The organism is Streptomyces sp. NPDC003635, from assembly GCF_053587635.1.
The window spans coordinates 67,427-80,700 of the sequence record NZ_JBSFOK010000029.1 but is presented as its reverse complement, the minus strand read 5'-3'; the positions used below and the strand labels follow the sequence as shown (position 1 = coordinate 80,700).

16 protein-coding genes are annotated in these 13,274 nt (G+C 70.9%); 11 read left to right on the top strand and 5 right to left on the bottom strand.

What is annotated here, in order from left to right:
- Positions 1-6 precede the first annotated feature (6 nt).
- On the bottom strand, positions 7-582 hold the full coding sequence (locus ACWDRW_RS25410) for a tellurite resistance TerB family protein (RefSeq protein ID WP_451726342.1): 576 nt from the start codon (positions 580-582) through the stop codon (positions 7-9).
- A gap of 133 nt (positions 583-715) precedes the next feature.
- On the opposite strand from ACWDRW_RS25410, the gene ACWDRW_RS25405 reads away from it, so the two are divergent.
- Together ACWDRW_RS25405 and ACWDRW_RS25400 are read left to right on the top strand one after the other, a co-directional pair.
- Positions 716-1,258, top strand: a complete 543-nt coding sequence (locus ACWDRW_RS25405) for an AAA family ATPase (RefSeq protein ID WP_451726341.1) — start codon at positions 716-718, stop codon at positions 1,256-1,258.
- 72 nt (positions 1,259-1,330) lie between these two features.
- Entirely contained in the window at positions 1,331-2,161 is an 831-nt protein-coding gene (locus tag ACWDRW_RS25400) for an HAD family hydrolase (RefSeq protein WP_451726340.1), read from the top strand.
- A gap of 4 nt (positions 2,162-2,165) precedes the next feature.
- Here ACWDRW_RS25400 and ACWDRW_RS25395 read toward each other — a convergent pair whose 3' ends face one another.
- The 3 genes from ACWDRW_RS25395 to ACWDRW_RS25385 form a co-directional block, all read right to left on the bottom strand.
- Positions 2,166-3,428: a cytochrome P450 gene (locus tag ACWDRW_RS25395; protein WP_451726339.1), complete on the bottom strand. Its 1,263-nt coding sequence runs from the start codon at positions 3,426-3,428 to the stop codon at positions 2,166-2,168.
- Positions 3,429-3,484: 56 nt separating this feature from the next.
- Positions 3,485-4,171 (bottom strand): NADPH-dependent F420 reductase, encoded by a 687-nt coding sequence (locus tag ACWDRW_RS25390; protein WP_451726338.1) that lies wholly within the window; start codon positions 4,169-4,171, stop codon positions 3,485-3,487.
- A 153-nt stretch (positions 4,172-4,324) separates the two neighbouring features.
- Complete coding sequence (locus ACWDRW_RS25385; RefSeq protein ID WP_451726337.1) at positions 4,325-5,353, bottom strand: LLM class flavin-dependent oxidoreductase; 1,029 nt, start codon at positions 5,351-5,353, stop codon at positions 4,325-4,327.
- A gap of 108 nt (positions 5,354-5,461) precedes the next feature.
- Between ACWDRW_RS25385 and ACWDRW_RS25380 the strand changes: the two genes are divergently transcribed.
- The 8 genes from ACWDRW_RS25380 to ACWDRW_RS25345 all read left to right on the top strand — a co-directional run bounded on the left by ACWDRW_RS25380 (position 5,462) and on the right by ACWDRW_RS25345 (position 11,728).
- Positions 5,462-5,950 carry a MarR family winged helix-turn-helix transcriptional regulator gene (locus tag ACWDRW_RS25380; protein ID WP_451726336.1) on the top strand — a complete coding sequence of 163 codons (489 nt, stop codon included), beginning with the start codon at positions 5,462-5,464 and terminating at the stop codon, positions 5,948-5,950.
- Between the two features lie 63 nt (positions 5,951-6,013).
- On the top strand, positions 6,014-7,003 hold the full coding sequence (locus ACWDRW_RS25375) for a pirin family protein (protein WP_451726335.1): 990 nt from the start codon (positions 6,014-6,016) through the stop codon (positions 7,001-7,003).
- An 82-nt stretch (positions 7,004-7,085) separates the two neighbouring features.
- On the top strand, positions 7,086-8,180 hold the full coding sequence (locus ACWDRW_RS25370) for an LLM class flavin-dependent oxidoreductase (RefSeq protein ID WP_451726365.1): 1,095 nt from the start codon (positions 7,086-7,088) through the stop codon (positions 8,178-8,180).
- A 79-nt stretch (positions 8,181-8,259) separates the two neighbouring features.
- Positions 8,260-8,685, top strand: a complete 426-nt coding sequence (locus ACWDRW_RS25365) for a tetratricopeptide repeat protein (protein ID WP_451726334.1) — start codon at positions 8,260-8,262, stop codon at positions 8,683-8,685.
- Between the two features lie 74 nt (positions 8,686-8,759).
- Positions 8,760-9,116: a hypothetical protein gene (locus tag ACWDRW_RS25360; protein WP_451726333.1), complete on the top strand. Its 357-nt coding sequence runs from the start codon at positions 8,760-8,762 to the stop codon at positions 9,114-9,116.
- A 260-nt stretch (positions 9,117-9,376) separates the two neighbouring features.
- The gene (locus ACWDRW_RS25355; RefSeq protein ID WP_451726332.1) at positions 9,377-10,621 is read left to right on the top strand and encodes a glycoside hydrolase family 88 protein; all 1,245 of its coding nucleotides are present in this window, start codon (positions 9,377-9,379) and stop codon (positions 10,619-10,621) included.
- Positions 10,622-10,677: 56 nt separating this feature from the next.
- Positions 10,678-11,169, top strand: a complete 492-nt coding sequence (locus ACWDRW_RS25350) for a hypothetical protein (RefSeq protein ID WP_451726364.1) — start codon at positions 10,678-10,680, stop codon at positions 11,167-11,169.
- Positions 11,170-11,254: 85 nt separating this feature from the next.
- Positions 11,255-11,728, top strand: a complete 474-nt coding sequence (locus tag ACWDRW_RS25345) for a DUF6174 domain-containing protein (RefSeq protein WP_451726331.1) — start codon at positions 11,255-11,257, stop codon at positions 11,726-11,728.
- Positions 11,729-12,039: 311 nt separating this feature from the next.
- On the opposite strand, the gene ACWDRW_RS25340 is transcribed toward ACWDRW_RS25345, so the two are convergent.
- Entirely contained in the window at positions 12,040-12,465 is a 426-nt protein-coding gene (locus ACWDRW_RS25340) for a hypothetical protein (protein WP_451726330.1), read from the bottom strand.
- Between the two features lie 178 nt (positions 12,466-12,643).
- Here ACWDRW_RS25340 and ACWDRW_RS25335 point away from each other — a divergent pair, with 178 nt between their 5' ends.
- Positions 12,644-13,270 (top strand): hypothetical protein, encoded by a 627-nt coding sequence (locus ACWDRW_RS25335; protein WP_451726329.1) that lies wholly within the window; start codon positions 12,644-12,646, stop codon positions 13,268-13,270.
- Positions 13,271-13,274: the final 4 nt, after the last annotated feature.

Here is a 13,274-nt window from a genome sequence, read left to right as displayed (position 1 = left end):
CGGCTGTCAGAGCTGGAACTCCGCCGGGTTCAGGCCCAGTACTCCGCACGCCTCCCGGAGGACCTCCACCTCGGCCTGGGAGAAGTGGCCGTCCGCGCCCGCGATCACCATGCCGGTCTGGATCACCGCGCGGGCCTCGGTGGGCTTCTTGGCGGCCTTGGCGATCTCCTGGATCGCCTCGGCCTTGCCCTGCGGGAAGTTGCGCGTGAGCGCGGAGACGTGCTGGTGGAAGCGCTGACGCAGCTGCTCCGGCGGGAAGTTCTGCAGGACGTCGTTGCCGAGGATCAACGACTCCATCTGCGCGGTCTCGGACGCGTCGACGTGTCCGTCCGCAGCCGCGACCAGCGCGCACATCGCCATGCTGGCGTCCCGGTACGCACCGCTCTTCAGCTCGGCCTTCAGCGAGCCGAGCTGGGACTTCACCAGGCCGACGAGCTTGGCCCGAGATCCGCCCTGCGAACCGCTGCCGTGCGAACCGACACCGTGCGAGCTGCTGCCGTGCCCATGAGCCGCCCCCTGGCCGCCCTGAACCTGGCGCTGCAAGCTCTTCGCCTGGTCCTTGAGCCGGTCGAACATTGCCATTGCCGTCACCTCGGTACTCGTCTGACTCTTCTCAACCCGCTCAACGGCCGCGTCCACGTCAAGGTTCCTCCACGACCGCACGATCATTGATACCCGATCGCGCCCGGCCCTCACCCGCTGGCACGCTGCAGCCATGACGTACGCTGAAGCACTGTTGATCGGCGGCCGAGCCGGGGTGGGCAAGACGACGGTGGCCTGGGAGGTCTCCGCGCAGTTGCGGGCCTCGGCGATCGCCCACGCCGTCATCGAGGGCGACTTCATGGGGCAGATCCACCCGGCACCCGAGGACGACCCGCATCGCGCCGCCATCTCCGAGAGCAACCTGACCGCCGTATGGGCCAACTTCGCCGCGCGCGGGTGCCGGCGCCTCGTCTACACGAACACCGCGAGTGTGCTCCCCGAGGCGACGGGGATGTTCCAGCGGGCCATGGGATCCGGCGTACGTCTCGTCCGCGTGCTGCTGACCGCCTCGGACGCGACGGCCCACGAGCGTCTGGTCGGACGTGAACTCGGCTCCGAGCTGGATCAGGAACTCGCGGGCAGTATGCGCAAGGCGCGGCTCCTGGACAGCCGGGCACCGGCGGAGACCGTGCGGGTGGCCACCGACGGTCGGCTCGTGGTGGACATCGCCCGGGAGGTCGTGGCCGTCACGGGCTGGAGCACGGAGGGGTCGTGAGAACGGCGAAGGTGATGCATCAACTAGGCTGGGGTGCGCGCTCCCGCCGTCCCGATCGAGAAGGTGCCCGCCGTGGCCGTTTCGCCGCCTGTCGACCCGCCCAGACTCATCGCCACCGACCTCGACGGCACCCTGCTGCGCAGCGACGGGACGCCGTCGCCGCGCACCCGGGCAGCCCTGGCCGCGGTCGAGGCGGCCGGCATGCCTGTCGTGCTGGTCACCGGGCGTCCGTCCCGAGTCGTCCCCGCGCTGCTGGAGAGCATCGGACCGCACCACGTCATCGCCGCCAACGGCGCCGCCGTACACACCCCGGACGGATCTCTGTCCCTCGCCTCGCCGATTGGGGCCCTCGCCGCCGCCGGGCTGGTGACCCGTGTGCGTGCCGCGGTCCCCGGCGTCTCCTTCTCCGTCGAGTACGACCGGGACTTCGGCCATGAACCCACCTATCCGACCTGGTCGTTCGGCGGCGACGCCGTCGAGATCGTTGGTACGGCCGAGGCGCTGGTGGCCCGTGCCCCGGCCAGGCCGCTGCTGAAGATCCTCGCCCACCATCCGACGCTGCCGCTCGACGACTTCGTCGAGCGGGCCCGGCGCGCCGCGGGCCGGGACGCCGAGACCACCCACTCCACCGGTCTGTCGCTCGTGGAGTTCAGCGCGCCCGGCGTCACCAAGGCGAGCACCCTGATGGACTGGAGCGCCCGGCTCGGCATCGGCGCCGACGAGATCGCCGCGTTCGGTGACATGCCCAACGACCTGCCCATGCTCACCGCGGTCGGCCGCTCCTACGCCATGGCCAACGCCCACCCGGACGTCCTGGCCGCCGCCCGGTATCGCACCTCCTCCCATGACGAGGACGGGGTCGCCCGGGTACTGGAGGCGTTCGTCGACGCGCTCGTGGCGTAGAGCGCTACGACGCCTCCACCAGCACCCGCAGCGGGGCGCGGAAGGACAGCAGGCCCAGCATCGGGTCGTCCGCCGAGGTGAGCGGTCGGATGTCCGGCAGGCGGCGGGCCGCCGAGGTGAGGGCCACCGTCGCTTCCGTACGGGCGAGGGAGGCGCCCGGGCAGCGGTGGCGGCCGACGCCGAAGGCCAGGTGCCGCCGTACGTTCGGGCGGTGCGGGCACATGCGCTCCGGGGCGTCGAAGACCTCCGGGTCCGACCCGGTGCCCAGCAGCATGAGCAGCAGTTCCGCTCCGGCCGGCAGGTCCACGCCACCCAGCCGCAGCGGGCGGGCGGTGAGCCTGCGCCACGTCGTCACCGGGGGCTCGCGCCGGAGCACCTCTTCGACCCAGGCCCCCGCCGCGCCCTCCTCGGCGGCGACGCGGTCCCACGCGCCGGGCTCGGTCAGGGCGTGACGCAGGACGGTGGCGATGAGCTGGCCGGTCGTGGACTGCCCGGCGATGAAGACGAAGAAGCACGCGGCGACCGCGGTCGGCACGTCCAGCCGCTCCCCGTCGGGGAGACGGTGGTCGGTCAGGGCATGGACGAAGGAGTCGGGGCGGGCCGTGCCGCCGGCCACGGTCTGAGCCAGCCACTGATGGAACTCGCCCACCAGGAGCGCGAGTTCCCGCTGACGTTCCGGTGCGGGACGGCCGTAGAACAGCTCCAGCGAGGCGTCGCTCCAGCGGATCAGAGTGGCCGTCGGTACCCCCTCGATGCCCAGCAGCTCCATCAGGACCCGGCACGGCAGCACTTGGGCGAACGAGGTGAACAGATCGATGCGGTCGCTGGGGGCGGCCAGCCGCTCCCTCACGTCCTCCAGCAACTCGTCGGCGATGCGCTCGATCACCGGTACGGCGGCGGCGACCCGTTGGGCGTTGAAGAACCGCGTCACCACCCGGCGCAGTCCGGGGTGGCTGTCGGAGCCGTTGTTGGCCAGCGCGGGCGGGAGGCCGAAGCCCGCCCGGGCGAGCACGCGCAGCACGCCGAACGGCAGCGGGCTGACGGCGTGCTGCGCGTTGTCCGGCAGGAAGTCCCCAGGCGCCAGCAGCACATCGCGTACGTCCTGGTAACGGCTGACCAGCCACAGGCCGGTGCCGGGATCGAAGTGCACCGGCGCCTCGGCGCGCAGCGACTCCAGCCACGGATGGGGATCACGGGTGAAGTCCTCGCCGAAGAGGTCGAGAGCGGTGAGGTCGGGCGCCGATGGGCCCAGGGCCGGGGGAGTCACGGCCGGGACGCTAACACCTGCCCGTCCGGTGACCGCGGGTAAGTGCCCGGCATCACCTACGACGGTTCCGCCGATCGTGCCGCGGCGACGGCCCGGCCCCGTTCCGATTCCGGGAAGCGGCGGATCATCGCCCGCAGCTCCTCGGCGCCGACGTTGGCGCCGAACGGTTCCGTGCCCGGCTCCAGCCGTACGCCCGAGGCCAGCGGGCCCGCGACGACGGGGTCGAAGCCGAGGGCGTCGACGAGGTGCGAGACGGTGCGAAGGTCGTCGGGGTCGTCACCGGCGATCGCGATCGCCTTGCGTCCGCCGGTGCCGGTGGGCCGGGCACCGTCCTCCAGGTCGTGGTAGCCCATGTGGTTGAAGGCCTTCACCACCCGTGCCCCGGCCAGGAACTTCTGCACGATCTCGCTGGAGGAGGTGCGCGGATCGGTCAGGTCCGGGCGGCTGCCGTCGACCTCCCACCAGTAGTTCATGGCGTCGACGACGAGCTTGCCTGCCAGCGCGTCGGCCGGGACGCCCCGGTGCTTGCCGAGGGGGAGGGCCAGCACCACGACGTCCGCCTTCGCGGCGGCCTCGTCCGCGGTGACCGGGACGGCGCCGGGAGTGAGCACTTCGACGGTGAGGGCGATCCTGGCGGGGTCGCCCGACCCGGCGATGAGCACGCGGTACCCGGCGGCGACGGCGAGACGGGCGAGCACGGTACCGACTTTGCCGGCGCCCAGGATTCCGATGGTGGTCGTCATGTCCGCTCCGATCGGGAGAGAGGTCGCGTCAGGGTGAGGGGTGAGTGAGGGGTGAAGGCGGAGTCAGGGGTGAAGGCCGATTCAGGGAGGGGGCGCTGAAGGCCAGGAGGCCGCGCATGCCCGCTGTTCGCCCGCGGAGACCCGCCGTTCGCCTCAGGCCAGCAGGTCGCGGACCATCGGCAGCACCTTCGTGCCGTACAACTCCACGGACCGCAACCGGGCGCTGATCGACTGGGCTCCGGTGGTGTAGATGAGGTCGAACCGGCCCACGTCGAGCGCCTTGATGGCGCGGGCCATCTTGCGGGCCACCGTCTCGGGCGAGCCGATGTACAGGGAACCGTGTTCGATCTCGGCCGCGTACTCCTCCTTGCGGACCGGCGGCCAGCCGCGCAGCGCGCCGATCCGGTCCCGCATGACCTTGTAGTGCGGCCAGTGCAGCTCCCGTGCCTCCTCGTCGGTGTCGGCGACGAAGCCCGGCGAGTGCATCCCGACCGGGTGGGCGGTGGTGCCGAACTGGTCCGCGGCCCGCCGGTACAGATCGACGTAGGGCGCGAACCGCTCCGGAGTGCCGCCGATGATGGCGATCATCAGCGGGAAGCCGTAGCGCGCGGTGCGGATGACGGACTGGGGTGTACCGCCCACGCCGACCCAGGTGGTGAGCCGGCCCGACTCGGTCTTGGGGAAGACGTCGGCGGCGTCGAGCGGGGCCCGCTGGGTGCCGCTCCAGGTGACGGGCTTCTCCTTCAGCAGCTCGGCGAAGAGTTCGATCTTCTCCTCGAACAGGACGTCGTAGTCGCCGAGGTCGTAGCCGAAGAGGGGGAAGGACTCGGTGAAGGAGCCGCGCCCGAGGATGATCTCGGCGCGGCCGTCGGAGAGCGCGTCCACTGTGGAGAAGCGCTGGAAGACCCGGACCGGGTCGTCGGAGCTGAGCACGGTGACGCCGGAGGAGAGACGGATCCGCTCGGTGCGCGTGGCGATGCCGGCGAGGACCGTCTCGGGGGTGGAGATGGCGTACTCGGGGCGGTGGTGCTCGCCGAGGGCGATGACGTCGACGCCGGTGTCCTCCATGAGCAGGGCCTCGTCGAGGACCTGCCGGATGGCGCGCGCGTCGGACACGAGGGCGCCGGTGTCGTCCTGCGGCACGTCGCCGAACGTGTCCAGACCGAAGACGAGATCAGACATGGCTGGGTTCCTTCGTATGCGGGGCGCGTCCGAGGGCGGCCGACAAGTGGTTGACGCGTCAATCATCGCGCGGTCTAATTGATGTGTCAACCAAAGGACGGTGACCCCATGGAAGAGCGACGCAAGGCGTTGCCGACCCCCGAGGAACTGCGCGTCTGGCGCGACTTCATCGAGACGACGGAAGCGCTCCGCTCGGAGCTCACCTCGCGCATGCAGAGCGAGTCCGCCCTCTCGCCCGGCGACTACGCGGTCCTGCTCGCACTGCGCGAGGCGGAGGGGCGTCGGCTGCGGCCCTCGGAACTGGCCGCCCGCGTCGGCTGGCAGCGCAGCCGCCTCTCGCACCATCTCGGCCGTATGGAACGGCGCGGACTGGTCCGGCGCGAGGAGTGCGCCACGGACAGCCGGGGTGCCGAAGTGGTGCTGACCGGCGAGGGTGCCGACGCGTTCCGTCGGGCCTCCTTGCCGCATCTGCGGGCCGTGCGTGAGCTGTTCGTCGCCTCGCTCACACCGGCTCAGCTGGCCACGGCCGACGAACTGGTGGGAGCGTTGCGGGCAGGGCTTCAGGAGCTGCGCGGGGGGCGCTTGGCGCGCCCTTAGGTGATTGATCAACTGCGCGTACGCTTGCTTCATGAACAACCAGGCACGAGGGAGATGGTCCCGGTGAGCAATGTGGAAGCCGAGCCCGCGGCGGTGCGCTGCGGCGCGTCGATCGACGACAGCCGTCCGGACGCCGAGCCGAAGATCGAGGTGCTCTCCGCCCGCGAAGTGCCCCTGGGCGGCCCGCGCGCGATGACCGTACGGCGCACACTGCCCCAGCGGGCCCGAACCCTGATCGGCGCCTGGTGCTTCGCCGACCACTACGGCCCGGACGACGTCGCCACCACGGACGGCATGCGCGTCCCGCCGCACCCGCACACCGGACTGCAGACGGTGAGCTGGCTGTTCAGCGGGGAGATCGAGCACCGCGACAGCCTCGGCTCCCACGCCTTCGTCCGGCCCGGCGAGATGAACCTCATGACGGGCGGACACGGCATCGCCCACTCGGAGGTCTCCACTCCCGCCACGACCGTCCTGCACGGCGTGCAGCTGTGGGTCGCCCTGCCCGACGAGCACCGGAACACCGCCCGCGACTTCCAGCACCACGTCCCCGAGCCCGTGCGCGTCGACGGCGCCGAGATCAGGGTCTTCCTGGGCTCGCTCGCCTCGGTCACCTCCCCGGTCCGGACCTTCACGCCGCTGCTCGGCGCCGAGATCGTTCTCGCGCCGCGCGCCGAGGTCGTCCTCGCCGTGGACCCCGGCTTCGAGCACGGCCTGCTCGTGGACACCGGCGAGGTCCGCTTCTCCGGCACCCTGCTGGACCGTGCGGAGCTGGGCTACGTCCACCCCGGCGTGCACGCCCTCACCCTGGTGAACGAGACCGACGAGCCCGCGCGGACCGTCCTGCTCGGCGGCGCGCCGTTCGAGGAGGAGATCGTCATGTGGTGGAACTTCGTCGGCCGCAGCCATGACGACATCGCCCGGGCACGCGAGGACTGGGAGGCCTCCTCCGAGCGCTTCGGCGCCGTCGAGGGCTACCCCGGCGACCGCCTCCCCGCCCCCGCCCTGCCGCACGCCACGATCAGGCCCCGCCGGAACCCGCCGCACGACTGACCCTGACGCCGGAATAGCGGGGCCCAGGTCCGCGTTACGGCCGTACGGTTGACGTATCAACCTCATGGAAGGGCTGATGACGATGCAGTTCGGCATCTTCAGCGTCGGTGACGTTACGCCGGACCCCACCACGGGCCGGGCGCCGACGGAGCACGAGCGGATCAAGGCGATGGTCGCCATCGCGCAGAAGGCCGAAGAGGTCGGCCTGGACGTCTTCGCGACCGGTGAGCACCACAACCGGCCGTTCGTGCCGTCGTCCCCGACCACGATGCTGGCCTGGATCGCCGCACGGACCGAGCGCATCGTCCTGTCCACCTCGACCACGCTGATCACCACCAACGATCCGGTGAAGATCGCCGAGGACTACGCGATGCTCCAGCACCTGGCCGACGGCCGGGTGGACCTGATGATGGGCCGCGGCAACACCGGCCCGGTCTATCCGTGGTTCGGCAAGGACATCCGCGACGGCATCAGCCTGGCCGTGGAGAACTACGCCCTGCTGCACCGTCTGTGGCGCGAGGACGTCGTGAACTGGGAGGGCAAGTTCCGCACGCCGCTCCAGGGATTCACGTCCACGCCCCGCCCGCTGGACGGCGTACCGCCGTTCGTCTGGCACGGCTCCATCCGCTCGCCGGAGATCGCCGAGCAGGCGGCCTATTACGGCGACGGGTTCTTCCACAACAACATCTTCTGGCCGAAGGAGCACACCAGGAAGCTGATCGACCTGTACCGGGAGCGGTACGCGCACTACGGCCACGGCACCGCGGAGCAGGCGATCGTCGGCCTCGGCGGCCAGGTCTACATGCGTCCCGACTCCCAGGACGCGGTCCGCGAGTTCCGTCCGTACTTCGATCACTCCCCGGTGATGGGCGGCGGGATCTCCCTGGAGGAGTACATGGAGCAGACGCCGCTGACGGTCGGCACCCCGGAGCAGGTCATCGAGAAGACGCTCACCTTCCGCGAGCACTTCGGCGACTACCAGCGCCAGCTGTTCGTGGTGGACGGCGGGGGAGTCCCGCAGAAGGCGGTGCTGGAGCAGATCGACATGCTCGGCGAACAGGTCGTGCCCGTGCTGCGCGAGGAGTTCGCGAAGGGCCGTCCGGCCGACGTGCCCGAGGCACCCACCCACGCGTCGCTGCTCGCCGCCAAAGGAAACGACCTCCGGCTGGCCACATAAGGAAACGCCCCCGGGCGTCCCGTACAAGGAAACGGCGTCGGGCTCGCCACCTACGCCCTCGGGAAGGAATGACTGAGCAATGACCTTCAACGACTACCCGGCGCACGACGGCGTCGCGCCCGACCGCTGGGCCAGCGCCCTGCACCTGTTCGACAACGGCGCCGGCGCCCCGCACGAGGAGACCGCTCTCGAGCGCTGGGAGAGGGCCCAACTCCTCTTCGGCGCCAAGGACTACATCGGCGCCGCCCGCCTCCTCGCCGACGTCGTCGAGGAGGTCCCGGAGCAGACCGGACCCCGGCTCCTGCTCGCCCGCTCCTACTACCACTCCGCGCAGCTGGGCCGCGCCGAGGAGCAGTTGCGGAGGGTCATCGACCGTGACCCGGTCGAGCACTACGCCCACCTGATGCTGGGCCGCACCCTGGAACGCCAGGGACGCCAGGCGGAAGCGGCCCCCTGGCTCCGGATGGCCGCCGCCTTCTCGGGTGAACTGCCCGGGGAGGACTGAGGGGCACGGCGGGGGCACCGGTCGCACGGTGCCCCCGAGGCGTGTCCGCAGCCGACGGTGATCGTTTGCGATGCATGAAGAGCATCCTGCGGTCCCTCGCCGTCGCCGTGTTCGCGACGGTCCTGCCCATGACCCTCTCCACCCCGTCCGTCGCCGCCGGCGTCGGCGAAGTGTGCTTCTACACCGAGCCCGGTTACCGCGGAGCCTCCTGGTGCTACCGCCCCTCCGGCTACGCGGACGTGCCGGACTACCTGCACGACAAGGCGCGCTCTTTCGAGTCCAATGCCGACGTCATCGTCTACGCGATCGACCACTCGGGAGGAACGTGCTTCTACCGCAAGATCTGGGTCGGTGACCGGTCCCCGGAATGGTCGTGGGGCAACCGGATCGACGGCGTGGCCACCGACCCCCAGGGGTGCGAGATCAGCTGAGTCGGGTCCCTGGGCCCCATGGGCGCGAGATCAGCTGAGTCGGGTCCCTGGGCCCCATGGGCGAGCGCGCTCGGCGTGCGGCAGCCGACGATCGCCGGGGCCCCTGGACCAGCATGCCGGCTCCACACCGGCAATCCCTCACCCTCCCCCCGTGGTTCATGTATCTGAATATCACACACATAGGTGTTCAAGGTGGCGGCGGTTGTGCCAGACTCCTCAACTCCCGGACATGCAGGTGAAGTTGGAGAGGCGCACGACTCGTGACTGTTTCCCGGCGAACCGTGTTGGCGACCGCGGCGGGTGCCGCGGCCCTCGGCGTCACCCCGGCACCGAACGCACAGGCCCTGCCCGGACAGCCGACGGCCGCGGCGCAGGTGCCGGCCGCGGTCGCCCGCACCCTGCGGGACGCCGCCGACTACGCGGTGGAGAAGATCCGCGAGGTCGCACCCCGCGTGACCGCCTTCCCCGTCGGCACCAGGTTCGAGAAGTGGGTCTACTCGCAGAACGGCGACTGGGTGGGCGGCTTCTGGCCGGGAAGCCTGTGGATGGCCTGGCTGTACAGCGGCGACGACGACCTGCGGGCGCGAGCGATGGAGTCGGCGCTCAAGCTGGCACCGCGCCGACTCGACACCACCACCCACGACCTCGGCTTCCTCTTCTACCCCTCCTGGGTCACCGCCTGGCGCCTGACCGGCGACGACACCTGGCGCACCGGCGCCCTCACCGCGGCCGACACGCTCATCAAGCGCTACAACCCGCGCGGGCGCTTCATCCGGGCCTGGGGAGCACTCGACGATCCGCGCAACGCCGGCCGGGTCATCATCGACACGATGATGAACCTCGACCTGCTGGCCTTCGCGAGCGGGCAGACCGGTGACGCCAAGTACCTCGACATCGCCGTGGAACACGCGAAGACGAGCCGGCGGGTCTTCCCGCGTCCCGACGGATCGACCCCGCACGTCTACGACTTCGACCCCGCGACCGGCGCACCGCTCGGACCGGGCACCGTCCAGGGCTACAGCCCCACGTCGTGCTGGTCGCGCGGACAGGCCTGGGGGCTGTACGGCTTCACCACGATCCACCGCCGCACCGGGAACCCGGAATTCCTCGCCACCGCACGGAAGTTGGCCGACTACGCGCTGGGCGCGCTGACCCCGGACCACGTACCCGTCTGGGACTACCGCGCCCCGCAGCAACCGCACGACATCAAGGACGCCTCCGCCGGAGCCATCATGGCCTGCGGCCTCCTGGACCTCGCCGCGGTCACGGGCGGACAGGACTACCGCACAGCGGCCCTGCGCCTGCTCACCGCCCTTTCCCTGACCTGCCTTACCGAGAACTCCTCGCGGGCCGAAGCGGTCGTGGCCCGCTGCACCCGCAACCGCCCCGCGGAGGACGGCGTCGAGATCTCCCTCCCGTACGCCGACTACTACCTGCTGGAGGGCATCCTGCGGGTCCTGCGGCCAGGGGACGTGGACCGGGCGATCGACCTCTCGTCGGTGTGACCGCCCGCCGATGAGGCCGGTTCGTGAGCCGGCCGTGCGGCCATACTTGCGGCGTGATGCTGACCTGGATCGCCGAGGTGGCCGACGAACCGCTCGTTCTGGAACCGGCCGACCGGCGGGCGGAGTCGGTGACCAACACCTGGTGGCTCGACGCGACGGACGAGGACCGGCGGACCCTGTCCGTGCCCGAGGTGGTCGCGGCCTTCGAACGGACCGCCGAAGTCATCCGGCGTCGGATCCGCGAACTGGGCTGCACCGGGGCCGCGACCTTCTACGTGTGGCACGACAAGCAGGCCGGGCAACTCCGCTGCTCCACCGCGTCGGTGGCCGAGGACGAGTTGCCCTTCTCCGCCGCGTACCTGCCCTCCGGCGACCTCGGCCCGCTGGTCGAGGGCTTCCTCAACGACACGGAGCCCGGCTTGGTCCCCTGGTCGGACCTCGAGGACGGTCACGGTGGGGACGAGCCGGAGACTCCGCCGTTTCCGGTGTGGGTCCGCAACGTCGGCAGGGAGGGGGAGGGCGGGACCAGCGGTCCCGGGGGCGCCTGACGATCCGCGGAGTCGTCACCGTCGCTCCGAACGTTTCGACCGCGGTCGGCGTCACAGGAGCAACAGTGTCGAAGGGACCCTTGCCATGAACCCCGTGCTCCGGCGCGCCCGCGCCCTCTCCGCCGCCGTGCTCGGCGGTGCTCTGCTGTCGATGACCGCGGCCTGCGGCAGCGAGGAGGACGGCGTCGTTTCGGCCGGAGCGCGGCAAGAGGTGACGTGGGAGGAGCCCGCCGCGTACACGTACACGCTGGAGTCGACCGAGGGGGAACGTGCTCTGATCGGCAAGTTCAAGGTGACGGTCCGCGGCGGCGAGGTGGCCGAGGCGGTAGGCCTCGACGACAGCGCACGCCGTCTGGTCGCTCAGTCCCCGGACCAAGTGCCCACGATCGGCGACGTGTTGGCCGAACTGGACCAGGCCCGGAAGGAGAAGGCCCATAGGGCGGAGGCCGAACACGCCGCCGACGGCCACCCGGAACGCATCTCCATCGACTGGCTGGAGAACGCGATCGACGACGAGGCGTCCTACGTCATCACCGACTACCGGCCCAAGGGCGTCTGACCGTTCCGCTCAGGAGCGGGAGGGAGAGCGCACCGCATCGCCCCACGCGTGGGGTGCGCGGTGGTGGTTCCGGTGCCCCGCGGCGAGCACGTGGCACAGTTCGGCGAAGTGCTCGGTGTCCGAAGGGAGTTCGAGTCGGTCGAGGAGGTCCAGCGCGGCGGCGGGTTCCAGGTCGCCGTAGAGATCGTGGTAGCCCGCCCGCAGCCCGAGGAAGAGCGCCGGGTGCAGCCGAGCAACCCGAAGGCCAGCCGTACCTGGCCGGGCGCCTCCGCGCTCAAGCTGCGCAGTCCCTCGAACGAACCGCCCCTCGCCTACGACCCCGGCGTGGCCCCGATCCCCTGGAGCCGTTGGATCGTGCCGCCGAGCTTCGCGCGGAAGGAGCCCAGCAGTTCCGGCTCCGCGCTGACCACCCAACGCGTGCCGACCAGATAGGTGCCGCCGTACACGCTGGCCGAGTCCAGCCAGGTCCGCTTGTACTTCTCCTCCGGGAAGGTCGTGATGAGGTAGTCCGCCTTCTTGGTGTGGCACACCCCTTGGCGCAGTTCGTCGGCATCGATCCGGATCTTGGCCGTGCATCCCGTCAGACCGGCGATCACTTCCACCTTGGCGGGCGCGACGACACCCGCGGACGGAGCGGCGGACACCTTCGCCGCCTTGGCCGCGCTATTCGCCCGCTCCTCCCCGTCACCGCATCCGGCGAGGAGCGGAAGGAACGCCAGACTTCCGGCGACGGCCACACGCCTCGCGGCCCCGAAAGGCCCCCCTCGCCCGCGGGATCCCCAGGGTTGCTGCTCGGGCACGTCATCCACCTGTCCTGAACTGCCGGTCATCGGTGGGAAGTACGGACGAGAAGCGCGAGTTGTTCACCGCCCGATCGAGTACGCGAGACAGTCGCGCGCAGGGCAGAATCAGCCCGTGGGGACGAACATCCGGGGATACGTGGAGTGCCGGACCTGGGGCACCGATGACGACAGTGCCTGGTACCCGGCGATCGAACTGCCCCTGCTCGGCATCCTGAGGGACTACGACGCCTTCGCCTGCCTCTTCGGGGTCCGTGACCCCGGTGCCCACTGGCGCCCGGTCGCCGCCGACCGGGGCCTGCCCGCCGACGTGTCGCGGAGGGTGCACGCCGAGCACGCGTCATGGGGCGATACGGCGTTCGGCGTCACCTGGCTGGACTGGACCGAGGTCCTGGCCCTCGACTGGGACGAGCCGGCGATCCCCCGGGCGACCCACATCGCCCGCTACCGCCGGCTGCCGGACGGCGACCTCGACCTGGTGCACCGCGTGGACTGGAGCCGGGGATTCGCCAGGGCCAGCGGCATCGACACCCGCACCGTCGATCCCGGCCGGATCGGCGACCTGTGGCCCGAGGGCACGGAATGGGATGTCGGCAACACCGTCTTCCGCGCCGAACGCGCCCGTCGCCGCGACGCCGTCCCGCCCGACGGCCCCTGGCAGGCCGTGTGGACCGTCATGCGCACTCTCGCGGACGTCCACGGCGTACAGAGCGTCCGGTTGGTGGTCTGGTTCGAGGAGTAGTCCC